This is a genomic window from Mucilaginibacter sp. (assembly GCF_964263795.1).
Taxonomy (GTDB): domain Bacteria; phylum Bacteroidota; class Bacteroidia; order Sphingobacteriales; family Sphingobacteriaceae; genus Mucilaginibacter.
This window is the reverse complement of the sequence record NZ_CAXVWK010000084.1, coordinates 62,710-82,162: the sequence shown is the minus strand read 5'-3', so window position 1 is coordinate 82,162 and position 19,453 is coordinate 62,710. Positions and strand designations below refer to the sequence as shown.

Sequence of the window (19,453 nt, the reverse complement as noted above, 5' to 3'; positions counted from 1 at the left end):
AAAAACACCAGGTCGCCTTCTTTCAGCTCTTCCTCATACTTGCGTTTAACTACGTTAACCTGCAGGGCGCAGGTACGCGGCACCGGCTGATCGTAAACTTGTAACTGGAGTAAAAATACCAGGCCAGAACAATCTACTCCGTCTTTGCCCATTCCGCCAAAGCGGTAAGGGGTTCCGTACCATTCTTCAATAAAATTGTACAAACGGCCGTTTTGTATATCACTGCGTTTTACCCCTATCAAAGCAGAATATTTTTCGGCAATTTCCCGCTCCGGCTTTACCATTACGTAAGGACCGCGTTTGGGAAGCAGAATGCCGTCAATGCCGTTTGGTTTCGGGATATTCTTAACCGCAAGTTTACGCGAGTGGCATGATGTGATGATAACGACAGTCACCAGAAATAACAGCAGTTTGGCGTAACGTGTATATTGCATAAGCTAAAGATATTTGTAAACGCTTTGACGTTACAGCAGATGTTTTAAACATATCAACAATCAAACTGATGCGCAGATATGCCGATAATGAAAATAGCCTATCAACGAATGATGGCTATATCCTGCGAAAACGCTTGCATATCTGTTAACCTTTTATAACCCGTTGAATTTCGTCAAGTTTCATCAGGGCCTCTACAGGGGTTAAGGTATTTACATCTAGGTTGTTAAGCGTATCCCGAATCTTGACCAGCACCGGGTCGTCTATCGAAAACATCTGCATTTGTACCGCCTGCTTCTGCACCTTGCGGATACTTTCTTTAATATGCTCGCCGCCTGTGCGCTCATGCTCCAGCTTTTTCAGGATCTCGTTGGCCCGGCTTAATACTTTTGTTGGCATGCCGGCAAGTTTTGCTACATGGATCCCAAAACTATGTTCGCTGCCGCCGGGAACCAGCTTGCGCAGAAAAATGATCTGCTGGCCAACCTCTTTTACCGACACATTAAAGTTTTTGATGCGGTTAAAGCTGTTGCTTAGCTCATTCAACTCGTGGTAGTGGGTTGCAAACAGGGTTTTCGCCTTTGCCGCCGGGTGGTTATGCAGGTATTCGGCTATCGACCAGGCAATAGATATTCCATCATATGTTGATGTACCTCTGCCAATCTCGTCCAGCAGGATCAGGCTGCGTTCAGAAATATTATTAAGGATGCTGGCCGTTTCGTTCATTTCTACCATAAAGGTCGATTCGCCCGAGGATAGGTTATCTGATGCACCCACCCGTGTAAAGATCTTATCGATCACACCAATTGATGCGGCTTTGGCGGGCACGAAACAACCCATCTGTGCCATTAGCACAATGAGACCGGTTTGCCTGAGCAAGGCCGATTTACCCGCCATGTTAGGGCCGGTAATGATGATGATCTGCTGCGATTCGGAATCCAGGAAAACATCGTTGGTAATATATTCTTCACCCAGGGGCAGATTTTTTTCGATCACCGGATGGCGGCCGCCTTTTATATCTAACACCCGGCTATCATTTACTGCAGGCCTAACGTAGTAGTTTTTTATAGAGATATGCGCAAAATTGAGCAAAACATCCAGCCGCGCAATGAGGTTGGCATTTAGCTGTATAGGTTTGATGTATTCGGCCAGGGCATAAAGCAGATCGTTATAAAGTTTGGTTTCCAGTACCAGGATCTTTTCCTCGGCACCGAGGATCTGCTCCTCATATTCTTTTAATTCCGGTGTGATGTAACGCTCAGCGTTAACCAGCGTTTGCTTGCGGATCCAGTCCGTTGGTACCTTATCGCGGTGACTGTGTGTAACCTCTAGATAGTAGCCAAACACATTGTTGAATGATACCTTTAACGAGGGGATTCCGGTTGTTTCGGCCTCGCGTTTCTGGATCTCCAAAAGATACCCTTTGCCCCCAAAGGCGATCTTACGCAGGCGGTCAAGTTCTTCGTTCACCCCGTCATTCATCACCGAGCCTTTTATCATCATCACAGGCGGCTCGGGATGTAGCTCTCGGCCGATCTTTTCGGATATCGATGTGCAGGGGTTTAGCTGCTCGCCAATAGCCTTCAGCGGCTCACTTATTGATTCCGTGGTCAGTTTCTTGATTGTTTCAATGGCAATCAAAGCTTTCTTCAATTGACAAACTTCGCGGGGATTAGCTTTTTGCAAACCTATCTTCGAGATCAGCCTTTCCAGGTCGCCTATCTGCCGTATATGATGCTGCAGGTTCTCGCGCAGTTCCTCTTCGGCAATCAGGTACTCAACAACACCCAGGCGGTCTTGTATCGGCTTAATTTCTTTTAACGGCATTACTATCCAGCGGCGCAGCATACGGGCACCCATCGGTGAGCAAGTATGATCAAGTACATCAACCAGCGTAAGGGCATTTTCGTTAGCCGAGCCAACCAGTTCCAGGTTGCGAATGCTGAACCTGTCGAGCCACAAATAACGGTCTTCCTCTATCCTGCCAATCGCGCTAATGTGCTGCAGGTTACGGTGTTCGGTCTCATTCAGGTAATGCAACGCAACACCCGCGGCTACAATACCTAAGTTCAACTTATCTATGCCGAAGCCTTTTAAAGATTTTACACCAAAGTGCTTCAATAAGGTTTCCTGAGCATAGTCGCCGCTATAAGGCCACTCGTCAAGCGTGTAGGTATAAAAGCGGTCACCATAGGTTTCCTTAAAATCGTGCTGGCGACTTTTAGGAAAAATGATCTCACTTGGCGCATACGTTTGCAGCAACTTATCAATGTAGCTGGTGTTGCCCTGCGCTGCAAGAAATTCGCCGGTAGAGATATCCAGCAAGGCAATACCCACACTGTTCTTCTCAAAATAAAGCGATGCCAGGTAATTATTACTCTTTTGTTGCAGTATGTTATCACTGGTGGCAACACCGGGGGTTACCAATTCGGTAACACCGCGTTTAACAATGGTTTTAGTGGTTTTGGGATCTTCCAGCTGGTCGCATATGGCTACACGCTGCCCGGCGCGAACCAGTTTTGATAAGTAAGTATCCAGTGAGTGGTGCGGAAATCCGGCCAGCTCAATGTGAGAGGCGGCTCCGTTTGCCCTGCGGGTAAGTGTAATGCCCAGTATCCCGGCTGCCTTAATCGCATCTGCACCAAATGTTTCGTAAAAATCGCCTATGCGAAACAGCAACAAAGCACCGGGGTACTTAGCCTTTATGGCATTATATTGCTGCATTAAAGGGGTTTCTTTTGTCTCGCTCTTAGCCAATTTTAAGGATGTTGTTAATCAGGTAAAGTTAACCTATTGGCTGTGGTTTATCGGCAATGTTGAAAAGTTAAGAAATGTGGAATTTTGCTTGACGAACGACTTGACCATAGCAATTTCGATCAATTCATCACCGTTCGTTCTGACGCCTCGTTAGACATATCTACAATGATTTTGTCCAGCCTGTCCAGTTCGCTTTCTATGTGTTCAAAGGTTACCGCGCAAGTTGGGTCTGCCTTTAATAAAGCTGTCAACGCTTTTAAGTTGGCTATAGGACTGCGGATAAGGTGCGATTGTTTCCAGGTCATTTCCCTGATGCTCGCAACATGCTGGCTGATATGCTTATACGCAAGTTGCAGCTTCTGTTCGGAATGCTTTCGCTCGGTAATATTTGTAGCAGCTAAAATAATCCCCAGGATGTTTTCCCCTTTATCAGCTATCGGGAACATCCGGACAAAGTACCATGAATTTTCGCCCGTCTGTTCGGGATAATTAATTTCATAGCTAACCGGCTCGCCGCTTAAAACGGTCTTAATGTAATTATTGAATTTATTGATCCGTTCTTTTGGCAAATGCGCCAAAAGGTTATTACCCATATCGGGCGTATAATTAAATTCCTTTTGAGCGTATTCGAGTGCAAGGTTGTTATATTCGATGATCTCTAAACGGGTGCTTAAAAGGGCGAACGCAGTGTCGGTATTATTTAAAATTGTTTGCAAATTAGCTTCTGATTTTAAGAGCAGTTCCCGCTCTTTTTGTATCTGCTTTTCGGCACTTTTGCGTTCTGTAATATCACGTGCTATTACCATCACCCTATCATTGGGGAACGTTTTTACGTTGATCTCTACATCAAATATCAGCCCGTCTTTACGAACAAAGCGGCGTTCGCGTATGGTAGACGTCACCGGGTCGGATGGGCTAACATATTTAAGGGGATCTACCTTCAACTGCTCCGGGTCTACTATATCAACAATGTTCATGGTCAGGAGTTCCGACCTGTCGTAGCCCAGCAAATTGCACATGCTGCCGTTAACGTTGGTAAACCGGCCGTCAGGCGACAGAACGTAAATAGCGTCCGAAGCTTGCTCAATAAGCTGGCGATATTGATCCTCGCTTTTTCTGAGTTTACCTAATAAAGTAAGCAATTCGGCCTGTTCGTCCACTATATAATCGTTTCCTTGATCCCTTATTACCGTGCAATGTTAATTAAATTTAGTAAAAAAATTAATACAAGTGTATCTGAAAAATAGAGATACGGGAAGTAGATTTTCGAACATAACCGTTATTGAACATGCTGAAATTAACACAGCGTCATTATCATTACCTATTGCACAAAATCACTATTTTTAAAATCTAAACCTATCCTCCTGAAAACCTATATACGCCACTTCCTCATTTTTACCATACAACAGGCGTTATCCTGCATTTTCCCGGTGCTGGTGTTTACGATGCTGGCCCTGTCGCATCTGTTTACCGGTTTTATCCCCCGATACGATTTTATGCTGATTGCCTGCATTGTGATACAAGCCGCTATGTTTTTTGGCGGATTAGAAACGAAAAATGAGGTAGTAGTGATCTGTGTTTTCCATCTTTTGGGGTTAATGATGGAGTTGTTTAAGGTGCACATTGGCTCATGGTCGTACCCCGAAGCAGCGTTCACCAAATTTGCAGGTGTGCCCTTGTACAGCGGCTTTATGTATGCCAGCGTAGCAAGTTACATGTGCCAGGCCTGGCGCCGGTTTGATCTTGAACTGATCAGTTGGCCCGGTCACTGGGTTGCCAGGATTTGCGGCGCGCTGATCTATTTTAATTTTTTCACCAACCATTTTTTTATTGATGTGCGCTATTATATCGGTGTGCTGATCATCATTTTTTTCCGCAAGTCGCTGGTGAAATTCCATATCGAAAAAAAGGCTTACCGGATGCCTGTCATCGTATCATTTGTGCTCATCGGCTTCTTTATCTGGCTTGCCGAGAATGTGGCTACCAAGTTAGGCGCCTGGAAATACGCCTATCAGCATAAAACATGGGCTATGGTCAATTACCAAAAGATCAGTTCCTGGGGTTTCCTGGTAATTGTAAGCTTTATCATCATTGCAGAATTAAAGCTGTTGAAAGGCGATATTGAAGAACAGAAGCACTAATGGCCATCGCAGAATAAAATCAATAAAAATATTTTTTGGCATGGTGACATGTTGAGTCTGACAACCTTGAGTTAATCAGTGCTCCATTAGGACTACCAGTAATCGTTGGTAGGCCTGTGGATGTTCATTTCTTTTTTCTCTCAAAAAAGAAACGAACCAAAGAAAAAAGTCGTGGCTTGGTTCCGCCCTATGAAAGGCAGTACTTTATCAGTGCCTGTGCCAACCGTGCGTTACGCTATGCCACATTTTGCGGTCATCATTCGGTTCTATAATTTACATCCAGTTGCCCTCTAAATAACATGTTTCTTACAGCAATCAACCAAAAAAGCGGCGGGCTCTCGCCTGCCGCTCTTTTTTAAATTATTTGGTAAGTTTCGCTTACGCTATTTTAACCTCTTTGTTCCGGCGTAGTATCGACATAAAGAAACCTACCACCATGATGATGGTACCTGCCCACAGGAAGTTGATATAAGGGAAACGGATAGCTTTCATTACAATGAATTTCTTTTTGCTCTCCGGCTGTTGATATACCGTGATCTCTACTTTGCCGGTAGCCAGTGTTTGCCCGGGGATTATCTTAGTGAAACGCAGCTTTAAGCCGGCATCTTCAATCTCTTTGCCAAAGTCAAAAACACTGCGACCTTTTATCAGATACACAGGTTCGCTTTTGTAAGTTGTACCATGGCTGTTGATCTCTAATTGCGCACCAACGGCAATGTCCTTAGCGGTTAAAGGCAGGTCTTTTAATTTAACATTTTTGTTTAATCCTCTAAGCACAATATACCCTTCCCGGAAAGGTATGGTATCGCCAATAGCAACCTCATGCGCTACAGGGGCGTCATACTTTTTATCATCAGCGTTCTCTGTATGCGCCTCCTCATCCTTAGGCTCGGTACTGATGATGTTAGTCATGGTGATATGGGTGTACAGATCATGAAACAGGTAGTGCTTTGTATCCGGGGTAGACGACATGCCTCCCTGGGCCTGTATTACATTGGGCCGCAGCGTGAAATTCTCGGTTACCTTACCATCCTGTACGCGCTCATAAGCAATGTTAAAATAGTGGCTGGCGCCTTCAATGGTATCCCCTTTAAATGTAATGGTATACTCACCCATTTTAAGCGGTTGATTTTTGTAAAGCAAAACATTCTCTTTAGGATTTTCGGCCTTAGCGAATTCTTCACTGTATTGATCCCCGGTAGTGTTTTCTGACACTACCTTTTGCGTACCGGCCGATATCAGCGCGCCTACGAGCAACAAGCCGAATCCAATGTGTGATACCGCCGACCCTGCCAGTTTGTACTTACCTTTTAATGAATCCGCTAAGATTTTACCATTACTTACAATGGTATACACCGAGCACAGCATTACTAACAAATACACAAAATGTAATTTGTATAAGCCAGTAGCATAAGTAACCAGTGCAGTAACCAGGGCTGCAAATACCAGATAAATTACAGTAGTGATAAAGAACCTGGTTACATCCGTTTTTTTGTATTTTAAGAACTGGGTAAAGCCGCTTAATAGCGCAATTACCACCGCAAATGAAGCCTGGATAATATTATAGTGCTTAACCGGATCTGTTGGCGGGGCCATTTTGGTTCCGAACATCAAATTCCAGACAGGTATAGATGTAACAATAATTAAATGGAAGCAGGACAAGCCCAGGAAGATAGCACCCACAAACATCCAGAACTCGCGCGAGTAAGTTTCTTCGTCTTTTTTGGTAATGGGTAATTCCTTCCAACGTGAAACCAGCAGGTATATGGTAATAGCTAAAAAGATGATTACGCCGATAACCAATTGCCAAAACAGCCCAAGGTCTGTAAAGGCGTGTACCGATGATTCGCCCAGTACCCCGCTCCTGGCCAGGAATGATGAATACCAAACCAATACAAAACTCATCATCACCAAAAATGTAGCGGTGAAATATGAGTGGCCGGTATTTTTATAAACAATAAGCACATGCACCGCGCCTACCATCAATAACCAGGCAAATATCGATGCGTTTTCTACCGGGTCCCAAGCCCAAAAACCGCCAAAGTTTAACGACTCATAAGCCCAGAATGAACCCATTATGACTCCGGTACCCATTACCATGCAAGCAAAAAGCGCGTAAGGCAGCGCCGGCTGTATCCATTCCTTGTAACGCCGCTGCCATAAGCCTGCTACTGCGTATGCAAAGGGAACGATGAAAGAAGCTACGCCTAAAAAAAGAACCGGCGGGTGGATGATCATCCAGTAATTTTGCAGTGAAGGGTTCATGCCCTTACCATCTTTTATAAAACCCAGGTAATCCGGATTCTTAAAAATAGGGGCCTCCATTGCATTACGTAAAAGTAAAAAAGGAGAGCTGCCAATATGGGCGCTGCCAATTTGCAACCCCAAAACCATAGTGCCTAATACAACCTGGGATAAGGCTAGCGTAGCCATAACAGGCTTTTCCCATAATCTGGCCTTCCAGATTAAGATATTACCCAATACCGCCTGCCAAAACATCCAGAGTAAAAAGCCGCCTTCCTGCCCGTTCCAAAAACCGGATACGATGTAGTAGACCGGCAATGTACGCGAGGTGTAAGACCATGCATAATGGTACTCAAAAAAGTGATTGTAAAGGATGTAGAAAAGGCAAATGCCCATCCCTATGATAGATACCGTATTTAACCAGTGACCTATACGGCCTAAACGCAGCCAGGAGTTATCATCTTTAGGTGCAGATTCCTGCGCGGCAAAAAAGTAACAGATAAAAGAAAAAAGTGCGGAGCCAAATGCAAGAACAATAAAAAACTGGCCCACATGCCCTGGCAGCAGGTGTTCGCCTTTATAAACTATATCCATTAAAAAAATTTAATTATAAACTCGCGCTTTTGGTAGCGTTAACCTCTGTCACGTTAAGCTTATTGTCTTTGTATTTAGACGGGCATTTCGTGAGGATCTTTGACGCGTGGAATTCCCCATCCTTCATCTGGCCTGTTAAAACAATCTGCTCCGAGCGCTCAAAATCCTGGGGTTTTGTACCGCTGTAAACCACTTTGCACTCCTCGCCCTTATTATCTTTCATATAAAAAGAAAAATAATTGGCATCCTTGGTAGCATCATAGACCAGTTCTTTGGTTTTGTTAAGCTGGCCCACCACATGCAGCTCGGCTTTGGTTGCTTTAGCGTCGTTAAAAGAACCGTAAACACTAGTGTTTGAATATGTGCTGATGATAACCGCTATTGCAATTGCAATAACGATGATCCCGAATATTGAACTTTTTTTCATTAATTGGTTTAATCCTCTTATATCAGGTTACAAAAATACAAAACGCTTAGCTAAATTAGTTTATTACAAGGGATATATATTATTTAGAATTGATATTGATTAAGTGGTGAGTGGTGAGTGGTGAGTGGTGAGTGGTGAGTGGTGAGTGGTGAGTGGTGAGTGGAATGCCGATAATTATAGTTTTGTTTTAAAATCCCGAAAATTTTTAATTCTGAAAATTCTGGTCAGACAATTTAAACTAATCTTCAATCAACCAATCACTACTCTCTACCCACCACCCTCTATCCTTAATTCTCTAATCAATACCACAACGTTGCCTGCGGCCCGGGCTATCCGTTCATACGCCTGCAGGCCTTACGCACCCGGCCAGTATCCACTCCTGTCCCTAATGCAAACTGTATAATTATTTTTAACACATTGTCATAAAAACCTCCCTAAATCTTTTTCTTTCTCTATCTTTATTGTATTAAAATCTCTTTTAAAATATAAAATCTTACAAAAGCCTAACCAGGCCATGTACCACTTATGCCTCCGTCCGGATGGCATGAGCTTGAAATCGATGCTTTAATATTTTCTAATCAAGAGATCAAAAATGAATCTACCAAAAAAGGTCGCCCTTATCGGCGGCACCGGTAAAGCCGGAAAATACCTCCTAAAACAGTTACTTATACAAAATTTTCACGTCAAGCTGCTTCATCGCAAACCCGAAACGCTGCAAATCGAGAACCCGCTTATTGAAGTTGTCACAGGCGATGCGCGCGATCCTAAGGCTATCAACTCCCTGCTACACGGCTGCGACGTGGTGCTTAGTTGCCTTAGTCAGCCCGTGGGTGAGCAAACCATTTTTAGCGATGCTACCGATAATATACTGAACGCCATGCAAATACACGGCATAAACCGATATATTACTACCGCTGGTCTAAATGTAGATGCACCCGCAGATAACAAAGGCCCGCAGGCACAATTCGGAACCAGATGGATGTATGAGAACTACCCGCAAACCACCGCCGACCGGCAGGTGGAATATAACCTACTTTCGGCCAGCAACATAAACTGGACAATGGTACGCCTGCCGTTAATAGAGCAGACCGATGAGGTTACCGAAATAGCTGTAAACCTACGGGATTGCCCAGGCAGTAATATCAGCGCTACCAGCCTGGCCCTGTTCATGATAGCGCAGATAGATAGCAAAGAATATGTAAAACAAGCCCCTTTTATAGCAAACAAGCCATAAAATTGAAAAGCTTAAATTTTAAATATTTGATAGTTAAGTTTTTATGACCGTTCACAGTGTTCACAGCGCATGAACGTGAACGCTTGGACAAGTCTGTCGTACTAAACAAAAAAGGGTTGGAAAATATTTCCAACCCTTTTAAATTTATAGCAATTTTTACCGTTGCGGTAATTGATCACGGCCAAACACCAAGGTTCATATATGATACGGCTATTTTATTGATAGCACCCACCATCGCTGCATTACGCAGGGTTTCAACTTTAGGGTTGTTCTTGTAAATTTCGCGAATTTCATGGTAAGAACGGATCATGGTATCTTCTAAACCTGAATTAACTAATTCCAGTTCAGAGGCCCCTTTAATGATTGTCGAACGCTGTATTGGAGTTAATGATGTGCCGGTAATTCCTTCTACCATATTTACCAGGTTAAGGTTTGAATTTTCTTCAAATCTGCGGTTCATACGGCCAAATGCTACGTGGCTCAGGTTTTTTAACCATTCAAAATAAGATACGGTAACACCACCGGCATTAGCGTACATATCCGGGATAACCATACCACCTGCTTTGTAAAAAGCTGCCTCTGCTTCCGGCGAGGTTGGGCCGTTGGCACCTTCGGCAATTATTTTAGCCTTGATGCTGCCAATATTTTCTATTGTAAGCTGATTTTCTAAAGCTGCCGGTACCAAAATATCACATGGCTGCTCCAGGCCGTCCATTGTATTTTTGAATTCCTGCTTTGCACCGGCATAACCTAAAATGGAGCCGGTTGCTTTGCGGTGTTGAAACACTGCCTCAACATCCAAACCATCCTCATTGTAAATAGCACCCTCAAACTCACAAAGGCCAACTATCAACGCACCAAATTCTGATAAGAACTTGGCTGAGTAGTAACCTACGTTACCTAAACCCTGCACAATAACTTTTTTACCAGACAGGCCGGTTGTCAAACCTATTTTCTGCATATCCTCGGCAACACCCACACACTCGCGAATGGCGATAGCCACACCACGGCCGGTAGCCTCGCGGCGGCCTGCAATGCCATGTAACGCAATTGGCTTACCGGTAACAGCACCCAAAGCATCTAACTGGCCAGGGTTCATGGTAGCGTAAGTATCGGCTATCCAACTCATTTCGCGCTCGCCCGAACCATAATCCGGAGCAGGGACGTCAATGCTTGGGCCTATAAAATTCTTCTTTATCAGTTCTACTGTGTAGCGGCGGGTAATGTTTTCCAACTCACCTACCGTGTAGTTTTTAGGATTTATTTTGATACCGCCTTTAGCGCCGCCAAACGGAACGTTTACAATAGCACATTTGTAAGTCATTAATGCTGCAAGTGCCATTACTTCGTCCTCGTTCACCATCTCGCTGTAACGGATCCCGCCTTTTGTTGGCGATTGGTGGTGCGAGTGCTCAACACGCCAGGCATCGATAACTTCAAAGCCATTTCCTTTACGTATAGGGAAACGGAAACGGTAAACACTATTGCATGACTTGATCTGATCTAACAAACCTGCATCATGCTGGGTAAATTGCGCTGCATGATCAAAGTTTTTACACACATCACCAAAAAAGTGAGTATCCTGATTTGCAGTCGGATTATTGATATTCATAATTTAAATTGTCTAAAAAATTAATCTCTTAAAAAAGTGCACAAATTTGGTATATTTTTTATCAATAATGCAAATTTAAAATTTAAGTGTTTTGCACTGCCGGCACATCTGCTGGCTTGCTACATGTTTACTATTAATAAAGAGAGTTTTGATTTTAATTTTCTTTTTCGATCTTCTTTAACCGCCTGTCTATACTGAACAGGTAAAATGCCAAACCGGCAAAAACAATAACAATGGTACCCACTACTACGTATATCTTACCCTGGCTGCGCATGGTATCAGCCATTTCTACACTCTGCCCTGGCTGGGCATTAGCGATAAAAAAACAAAACAAAATGGCGGTTAACAGAACAATTTTTCTCATATCAATTGATAGCATTCTTTTTAAATTCAATAAGGCGGATGCGGTAACGGATAGTAGCTATCCAAACGCCAATTAACGCCCAGGCTATAAACGCAGGGTAAAGTACAACGCGCATCCTGTTATCCATATCCAGTTTACCAAAGGCCGGGTTACCACCATTGCCGGGATGCAAAGAGTCAGTAAGGCGGGGCAAAACCATAATCAGTACCACCATCACCGGGAATGCGAAGATGTTGTAAATGGCCGAGATCTTGGCTCGTTTTTGCTCCTCGTCTATGGAGTTACGTAACACCCCATAAGCACAATAGAGCAAAAACGCTATAGCGGCACTGTTTTGCTTAGGATCATTACTCCAAAATTCGCCCCAGGCGTATTTGGCCCAAAGCATGCCTGTTATCAAACCGATAACAAAAAAGAACATACCTGTATTCACACATTCAACAGCAATCAGATCATGCTCTTCCTTACCGCTTTTTAAGTATTTGATACTGTAGATAACCGAAATAGTAAAAACTGTAAACATGGCTATCCACATAGGTACGTGGAAATAAGTGTTGCGGATAGTTTCGTGCAAAATAGGCAACCTGGGTACGCCCAGTAACATACCGGCTATCAGCGTGTAAAATATCATTACAACAGCCAGTACCTTCCACCAAGTTTGATAAATAAACTTCATATCTGATTTATGCGGCAAAGGTAGCAATTTACTTACTTAAAAATGCCATTATCCGGCTTTACAACCGCATGCATGCTCATCTTTGCCAATGTTTTATTAATGTGTTTATTGTTTTAATGTTTTGTTTACCAAAGCAGCTTACAACTAGTAATTTGGTTAATTTAAATGAACGTTATTTATTAGATGACGGAAAGGCGACAAAGATTCAGGTCTTATTAGTGTATCATACCCATTTCATCTACCAGATTTGGATAGTATCATAGATCAATCCCCAGGTTCGTAATCTACCGGCAAAAGGTTCGCCAGTTTGGCTTTAGACCAGGTGCCTTCATACAATGGTGCGTTGCCGATCACTGATCCGTTCATGTCAAATACAGTGTAAGGCTGCTGCAGGAGTGTGATGACACTGGTTTCATAATTCTCCATATCCAGCGGGCGATAGATATCTTTAAAATAGGTCTCCTCCCGCTTTTTAACGTAGGTAACGTATAAGTAATAAGGAAAAGTAATTACAAAGATTCCGTCTTGTCTGGTGCTGCGTAATATTTTGTTTTCCTCCAGTGGGGGCTTTATCAGCGTTTCCTGCGCCCATTTAGGCACATCGCTTTGTCGGCTCCAGTAAATGGCCGAGTCGCGGTTAGTTTCGCGGAACTGTTTCATTTTTCGCTGGATCAAATCTTCGGGCGCACGCTGGTTATTGAGCACCCGTGTAAAATTGTAGATCACGAAACCTTCCTCTGCCAGCTTGTTTTTATATAATGCGCGGTAAAAGTGCTGTGCCGAGCCATAATAGGTCTCCTCACGCTTTTGTTTCCACTTTTTCTTTTGCGCCTCACTTCCCGGCAGATTTTCAAAGAGCACCCTGCCCGAGTAAGCTACAGTATGAGTAAGGTTATCACTGCTAAAACTGCTTAACAAAAATTTGGTGCGGTATCCTAGTGCATCATTCTCCACCACCAGGAACTCGTCTGCAGATGCCTCCAAGGTTTGCGTTTTACGGTGATAGATCAGATCCAGCACCCGTGGATTGATCACCTTGCAATGTTTAGCGTTATCGTTGGTTCCTATAAAATCCTTCTTGAACTGCTCGTAGTTTTTTTTCCAGTCGGCATTGCTGATGATAGTTACACTCTTCATCATCATTACCTTTGGCGTAAGTTCGATAGTCAGGTTGATGGCCTGATTGCCAACTAAAACTTTTTGACTGTATTCTTCAAAACCAAGCGTAGTAACTACCAGATCGTACTGGCCGGGCTTAACGCCACGCAAGGTAAAGCTTCCATCGTCGGCAGTGGCGGTACCGAATGTGGCGTTGCTTAAAAACACACTGGCTTTGGGCACTGCCGTTTTGCTGCCGGCACTTAAAATTTTACCGCTGATGGTGCCTCCCTGCGCCAATGTGGTAATTGGCAATACAAAACAAAATATGATCAGATACCAGCCGCGCATCATACTAAATTAAATTCTTGTCGATGATAAGGAGTGAATTAATCCCGCCACAAAAACGGAAATAATATAAGGGATGTTGCGATAACAATAACATTTATAGCAAGTAAAACACCAATGCTACCCAGGCTAATGCTACGGTCAAGCCCATCCATGGCGGCCTTGCTAACTTTGATCAGGAGCAGGATAACCGGGATGATCACCGGGAAGCTAAGGATAGCCATCAGCGTTCCGTTGTTACCAGCTTTTGACGCGATGGCAGAAATCATGGTAAACACTGTGGAAAAGCTGGTACTGCCTAACAGAACGATCACAAAATAAAAAAACAGATCGTTAACCGTATTGGTAAAAAAAACCGAATAAACAATTAAGGCTAATATACTTAATAACCCCATTAACAGGGTATTATAAATTGTTTTTGACAGGATAATAGCTTGCGGGTGTGCAATGCAATAATAATACAAAAGGCGGCTCTTACTCTCCTGCAAAAAGCTCTTTGCGATAGCATTTACAGAAGCAAACAACATAATTATCCAAAACAGGATATTCCAAACTATTGGATAACCCTGGCTTTGCTTAAAACCCGGGTTAAGGTTAAATGATATGTAACAAACAAAGACTGTGGATACGATATAGAGCAGTATACCATTAAAGGCATATTTGGAGCGCCACTCCAGCACAATTTCTTTCTTAAGCAGTTCAAAGGTTTGCCCCATGAGTTTCATACTGCAAAGAAAGTCAAAAAGTTGTGCGAAGAGAAGTTGCATTGATAATAATCCGGCGCTGTGCCTAAAATCTGCTACCGCAGTTTCGCACTTCCCCACTAAAAATTAACTTAGCGGAATGAAACATTTGCAGTTAAATAATAAATGGGTTTTGGTTACTGGTGCATCATCAGGCCTGGGGCAGGAAATGGCCCGCCAGTTAGCGCATAACTTTAAAGCCAATTTAATTATCGCTGCACGACGGGGAGAGAAACTTGCTGAGTTAAAAACCGAGCTGGAAACCTCTGCAGGTATCAAAATAAAAATAATTGTTGCCGATTTGTCTATTCCTGAAGAGGCCGACCGAGTAATTAATGAAAGTATTGCCGGCGGCGAGCTTTACGGAGCAATATTAAATGCCGGGGTAACCTATTTTGGCCGCCATACTGAACTACCGTGGCAAAACTTTGAAAGTATTTTAAATACCAACGTTACCGGTGTTGTACGAATGACCAACAGCCTGGTCAATTACTTTGAACAGCCTGAAAAGGAAGGAAGCGTTATGCTGGTATCCAGCATGGCGGGTTATTTCCCGGTACCTTACCAGGCCGCATACTCGGCCACCAAGGCGTTTATTACGGCGTTTGGCAGCGCGCTGCATTACGAGTTGAAAAACCCTAACTTCTCCATCACTGTATTTGCCCCCGGTGGTATAGCAACAGAGATGACCGACGGCACTAAATTTAACGAATTAAAAAGTTGGCTGATGCCTGTTAACCAGGCAGCAAAAGAAGGTATCCACGCTTTTGTGAGCCGTAAGTACAACTATGTACCCGGCTTTTTAAACCGTGTAGGTAGCGTGATGATGAACTTTTTACCAAAAAGTTTCCTTGCAGGTAATATGAGTAAAGTGTATCTTAAATCGTTGGTTAAAGCTGAAACCGAATAATGGTGGCGGAAGTTTATTTCCGTACCCCTCTGGGTATCGCGCTGATAGCGGAGGAGGAGGGTTATATTTCAAAAGTTTCGATCCGGGATGACGAGACCGAAGAAACGCAGACAACTTCACCGGTTTTGTTGCAGGCTGTAGAACAGTTACAGCAATACTTTGCGGGCAATCGCAAACATTTCGATTTGCCATTAAAACAACCGGGGTCAGAATTTCAGCAGCAGGTATGGCTGGAGCTTTTAAAAATACCCTATGGCAGTACCATCACTTATAATCAGCAATCGCAGCAAATGAGAAATCCGCTGGCAATCCGCGCAATTGCGGCAGCCAACGGAAAAAATAATTTGTGGGTAATAGTGCCTTGCCATCGTGTAATAGGCAGCAACGGCAGCCTTACTGGTTATGCCGGCGGATTATGGCGCAAGCAGTGGCTTTTAGCCCATGAGGCCAAAGTGCTTGGCGTTGGCCAAACTATATTACCTTTTTAGTTTGCTGGCTCCCGCTAAGCAGCTTCTGCATTTTTGAATGCAGTTCATGAGGTTCAAACGGTTTTGGCAAAACATCATTCATACCTGATGATAGAGCTTCCTGGTGCTCATGCTCATAAGCCGCCGCTGATAATGAAATGATTGGCACACTCCGTTTGGGTTCTTCAAAATCCATACGTATCATCCTTGCTGCCTGGTATCCGTTTATACCCGGCATGTGCGTGTCCATAAGTATCAGGTCGTACTCATTTTCTTTGATGCGCTCAATAACGCTCTGGCCATTGTCTGCAACGTCAACAGTTACATTCCAGTCTTTAAGCATTTTGGCAAGCATGAACTGATTGATCATGTTGTCTTCAGCTACCAGTACTTTTACATCAATAAAAGGAGCAAGTACTTTACTTTTTTTAGCAGGCAATTTATCCGGGGCAACTAATTGCGATTCTGCCACATTAAACCAGTTGGTAAAGGCAAACTCACTGCCAGTCCCTTCTTCGCTGGTTACAGAAAGCTCCCCTCCTTTTAATTCAACCAGTTTTTTCACAATGGCCAGCCCTAAACCTGTACCGCCGTATTTAGTTGCAGTGTCTTCTTCGGCCTGCTCAAAAGATTCAAAGATCTTGGATAGTTTATCATTAGGAATACCTATGCCCGTGTCTGATACGCTGAATTTTAATTTCACCTTATGATCAAACCGTTGCAGTACCGACACATGCAGTTTAACTAACCCATGCGAGGTAAATTTGATAGAGTTGCTCAACAGGTTCATCAGGATCTGGTTAAGCCGTAAAGAATCTAGCATCAGGATCTCGGGCACATCCTTATCTACCAGCGCCTCGAAGCTGATATCCTTTTCATCAGCAGTAAATTTAAGCAGCCCATGTACCATGTTCACGATCTCGCGAATGTTGGCCGGCGAACGTACAATGCTGAATTTTCCGGCCTCTATCTTGGAGATATCCAATACATCGTTTATAACCGCTAATAAGGATTTGGATGATGTCTCCATCATTTCTAATAAATTAGCCTGCTGATCGGTAACACCGCTTTTGAGCAGCATATTGGTGATGCCAATAATACCGTTAACAGGCGTACGCAGTTCATGGCTCATGTTGGCCAAAAAGGTTTCTTTTACCTTTTTACCCAGTTCGGCCGCTTCCTTTGATTTGATCAGCTGCTGCTGGTAACTTTTTTGCGGCGAATTGTCGCTGATATTTAAAAAGATAATCCGGTTGCGGTACGATGCACGGCAGTCCGTCCAGATAGTTCGTTTATCAAAGGTGTTAAATTGTGATTCGAATGTAGCAAAGGTAAGGTTATCCTTAATTATCCCGCCCAGCCTCTTGCGCAGGGTGTCACGCTCTGCGTCTATTGCCAGGTCAACAATGCTTCTTCCGATAAGCTCGGATGGCTTATAGCCGAGTATATGCTCTACAGCCGGGTTAATGGTGTTGATACGCAGATTGCTTGCATCTACCGAACAAATAATATCTGCACTGTTTTTTACCACAATGGCATAAGCCTGCAGCTCTTCGTTCTTTTGCAGTATTTCGGCTTGCTGGCGCGCAAGGGTTATAAATGAATCTACCTTGGCCGATGTGATGTAAGGGTCAAGCGGTTTGTAAAGATAATCTACCGCGCCGGTGCCTAAGCCTTTAACGGCATATTTGCTTTCTTTAGAGATTGCGGTCACAAAAATTACTAGAATATCTTTTGTGCGCGGATTAGATTTTAGCATCTCCACTAATTCAAAGCCGTCCATTTCGGGCATTTGCACATCCACCAAAGCTATAGCGATGTTATTTTCCCAGGCTATTTTCAACGCATCATTGGGGGATGTGGTTGTAAATAAACGTATATCGTTACGTTTTAGTAAAGCCTCTAGCGCTATTATATTTTCCTCTCTGTCATCAACAATTAGGATATTTATTGGGGCCATTTCAATTGTGTAAGTACTGGGGTCAGGTTGTGTTATGTTGTATCAGCTCAAAAATATCGCTGCTATCTAAAACATAGCCGGCAGCATTAATATCAATTGCAGATTGCGGCATCTCTGCCATCTCTGCATCATCCGGGTTTTGGGCGATAGTTAAAGCGCCCGCATCCTTTAATCGTAGTAAACCTTCTGCCCCGTCCTGGTTGGCCCCGGATAGTAATATAGCTGTACAATTGTGCTTATATACCTCCGCTGCGCTTTCAAAAGTCACATCAATAGATGGTTTTGAATACCAAACGGCGTCAGAAACGTCAAGGCCAAAAAGCCCGTCGTTTTCAATTAGGGTATGATAGTTAGGCGGGGCGATATAGATGGCATTATGCTCTATTATCTCCTTATCAGTAACTTCTCGCAACAACATACGGCTATTTTCTGAGAACAGTTTTTCTATCTCACTAAAAAAATTCTTTTTGCGGTGCATGATAATAATCACCGTCTTATTAAGGTCATGGGGGAATGCCTTAACCATGCGGAATATCAATTTAAATGAGCCTGCCGACCCACCTATCAGCAATACCTTCGACTGCTGCCATTGCTCTATCAGTTGGGTGTTAAGAGCCAATTTTTTGATATATATTTTCTTTTTGATTGATCACCTTAAACTTCTTCCGGAATGAATCTGAACGGATAGTTTCTTTATTGCCTAAACAAAGATAGCCCAGCGGGCACAAGCTTTTATAAAAAAGATCAAGGATGCGCTCCTGCAGTTCGGTTTCAAAATAAATGAAAACATTGCGGCAGGTGATCATCTGAAATTCGTTAAAGATAGTGTCTGAAATAAGGTTGTGCACCGAAAACAAGGTATTTTGCTTCAGTTCGCTATGCACAGCGGCAGCATCGTACATTACCGTAAAATGATCGGTAATGGAACCGGGCAAGCCGGTAAACAAATAGTTCTCTGCATAGCTTTTTATCTTACGCAGGCTGTAAATCCCTTTGCGTGCTTCCTTCAAAACCTCTGTGTTAATATCAGTACCGTATATAAACGATTTTTTGAAAAGCTTCTCCTCGTTCAGCAATATCGCCAGCGAATACGCCTCCTCTCCTGATGAGCAGCCAGCACACCACACCTTAACGTGCTGGTAAGTTGACAGATAGGGCAACACCTGATTATTCAGCGCTTTGTAAAAGGCAGGGTCGCGAAACATCTCTGTAACGTTCACGGTAATCTCCTCTAAAAACTCCTGGAAAAAATCCGGGTCATTTACCAATTCATGTTTCAAATCATAAAAGCTTAGCTTTTTAAGCATCATGATCCTATCCAGCCGGCGTTTTAAAGAGGCTTTGGTATAATCGCTAAAATCAAACCCGTGTATTTTTTTTACAAAGTCAATCAGTTCAGTTATCTGCTGTGGCGTTAAAGTATAATTGGTTGTAGCAGTGCTCATA

Annotated in this window: 17 protein-coding genes; 4 read left to right on the top strand and 13 right to left on the bottom strand. The window is 43.4% G+C overall.

Annotated elements, in window-relative coordinates; all coding sequences use genetic code 11:
- From ACE5CV_RS14435 to ACE5CV_RS14425, 3 genes are all read right to left on the bottom strand, one after another.
- On the bottom strand, nt 1-434 hold a 434-nt coding region (locus ACE5CV_RS14435; RefSeq protein ID WP_374950889.1), incomplete at its 3' end, for a C40 family peptidase.
- Nucleotides 435-579: 145 nt separating this feature from the next.
- Nucleotides 580-3,189, bottom strand: a complete 2,610-nt coding sequence (gene mutS / locus ACE5CV_RS14430; protein ID WP_374950888.1) for a DNA mismatch repair protein MutS — start codon at nt 3,187-3,189, stop codon at nt 580-582.
- A 119-nt stretch (nt 3,190-3,308) separates the two neighbouring features.
- On the bottom strand, nt 3,309-4,349 hold the full coding sequence (locus ACE5CV_RS14425) for a PAS domain-containing protein (RefSeq protein ID WP_374950887.1): 1,041 nt from the start codon (nt 4,347-4,349) through the stop codon (nt 3,309-3,311).
- Nucleotides 4,350-4,547: 198 nt separating this feature from the next.
- Here ACE5CV_RS14425 and ACE5CV_RS14420 point away from each other — a divergent pair, with 198 nt between their 5' ends.
- On the top strand, nt 4,548-5,330 hold the full coding sequence (locus ACE5CV_RS14420; RefSeq protein WP_374950893.1) for a DUF817 domain-containing protein: 783 nt from the start codon (nt 4,548-4,550) through the stop codon (nt 5,328-5,330).
- Nucleotides 5,331-5,708: 378 nt separating this feature from the next.
- On the opposite strand, the gene ccsA (ACE5CV_RS14415) is transcribed toward ACE5CV_RS14420, so the two are convergent.
- Nucleotides 5,709-8,168: a cytochrome c biogenesis protein CcsA gene (gene ccsA, locus ACE5CV_RS14415; protein ID WP_374950886.1), complete on the bottom strand. Its 2,460-nt coding sequence runs from the start codon at nt 8,166-8,168 to the stop codon at nt 5,709-5,711.
- A gap of 13 nt (nt 8,169-8,181) precedes the next feature.
- Complete coding sequence (locus tag ACE5CV_RS14410) at nt 8,182-8,595, bottom strand: cytochrome c maturation protein CcmE (RefSeq protein WP_374950885.1); 414 nt, start codon at nt 8,593-8,595, stop codon at nt 8,182-8,184.
- A gap of 592 nt (nt 8,596-9,187) precedes the next feature.
- Between ACE5CV_RS14410 and ACE5CV_RS14405 the strand changes: the two genes are divergently transcribed.
- Nucleotides 9,188-9,829 carry an NAD(P)-dependent oxidoreductase gene (locus ACE5CV_RS14405; RefSeq protein WP_374950884.1) on the top strand — a complete coding sequence of 214 codons (642 nt, stop codon included), beginning with the start codon at nt 9,188-9,190 and terminating at the stop codon, nt 9,827-9,829.
- 175 nt (nt 9,830-10,004) lie between these two features.
- Here ACE5CV_RS14405 and ACE5CV_RS14400 read toward each other — a convergent pair whose 3' ends face one another.
- From ACE5CV_RS14400 to ACE5CV_RS14380, 5 genes are all read right to left on the bottom strand, one after another.
- Nucleotides 10,005-11,441, bottom strand: a complete 1,437-nt coding sequence (locus tag ACE5CV_RS14400) for a Glu/Leu/Phe/Val dehydrogenase (RefSeq protein ID WP_374950883.1) — start codon at nt 11,439-11,441, stop codon at nt 10,005-10,007.
- Between the two features lie 154 nt (nt 11,442-11,595).
- Nucleotides 11,596-11,805 carry a CcmD family protein gene (locus ACE5CV_RS14395; protein WP_374950882.1) on the bottom strand — a complete coding sequence of 70 codons (210 nt, stop codon included), beginning with the start codon at nt 11,803-11,805 and terminating at the stop codon, nt 11,596-11,598.
- Between the two features lies 1 nt (nt 11,806).
- A complete protein-coding gene (gene ccsA, locus ACE5CV_RS14390; RefSeq protein ID WP_374950892.1) occupies nt 11,807-12,472 on the bottom strand; it encodes a cytochrome c biogenesis protein CcsA in 666 nt (221 codons plus the stop codon).
- 273 nt (nt 12,473-12,745) lie between these two features.
- Nucleotides 12,746-13,933, bottom strand: coding sequence for a carboxypeptidase-like regulatory domain-containing protein (locus tag ACE5CV_RS14385; protein ID WP_374950881.1), 1,188 nt, complete (start codon nt 13,931-13,933; stop codon nt 12,746-12,748).
- 35 nt (nt 13,934-13,968) lie between these two features.
- Nucleotides 13,969-14,652 (bottom strand): heme exporter protein CcmB, encoded by a 684-nt coding sequence (locus ACE5CV_RS14380; protein WP_374950891.1) that lies wholly within the window; start codon nt 14,650-14,652, stop codon nt 13,969-13,971.
- Nucleotides 14,653-14,770: 118 nt separating this feature from the next.
- On the opposite strand from ACE5CV_RS14380, the gene ACE5CV_RS14375 reads away from it, so the two are divergent.
- Both ACE5CV_RS14375 and ACE5CV_RS14370 read left to right on the top strand, forming a co-directional pair.
- Nucleotides 14,771-15,580, top strand: coding sequence for an SDR family NAD(P)-dependent oxidoreductase (locus tag ACE5CV_RS14375; RefSeq protein ID WP_374950880.1), 810 nt, complete (start codon nt 14,771-14,773; stop codon nt 15,578-15,580).
- Nucleotides 15,580-16,068, top strand: coding sequence for a methylated-DNA--[protein]-cysteine S-methyltransferase (locus tag ACE5CV_RS14370; RefSeq protein WP_374950879.1), 489 nt, complete (start codon nt 15,580-15,582; stop codon nt 16,066-16,068). The genes ACE5CV_RS14375 and ACE5CV_RS14370 overlap by 1 nt, the downstream gene beginning before the upstream one ends.
- Here the strand turns inward: ACE5CV_RS14370 and ACE5CV_RS14365 are convergent.
- Genes ACE5CV_RS14365 through ACE5CV_RS14355 form a run of 3 tightly spaced genes read right to left on the bottom strand, consistent with a single transcriptional unit; the run spans nt 16,052 to nt 19,452 of the window.
- The gene (locus ACE5CV_RS14365) at nt 16,052-18,007 is read right to left on the bottom strand and encodes a response regulator (RefSeq protein ID WP_374950878.1); all 1,956 of its coding nucleotides are present in this window, start codon (nt 18,005-18,007) and stop codon (nt 16,052-16,054) included. The genes ACE5CV_RS14370 and ACE5CV_RS14365 overlap by 17 nt on opposite strands.
- Before the next feature lie 22 nt (nt 18,008-18,029).
- Nucleotides 18,030-18,626, bottom strand: coding sequence for a chemotaxis protein CheB (locus tag ACE5CV_RS14360; RefSeq protein WP_374950877.1), 597 nt, complete (start codon nt 18,624-18,626; stop codon nt 18,030-18,032).
- Nucleotides 18,616-19,452 (bottom strand): CheR family methyltransferase, encoded by an 837-nt coding sequence (locus ACE5CV_RS14355; protein WP_374950876.1) that lies wholly within the window; start codon nt 19,450-19,452, stop codon nt 18,616-18,618. The genes ACE5CV_RS14360 and ACE5CV_RS14355 overlap by 11 nt, the downstream gene beginning before the upstream one ends.
- Nucleotide 19,453: the final 1 nt, after the last annotated feature.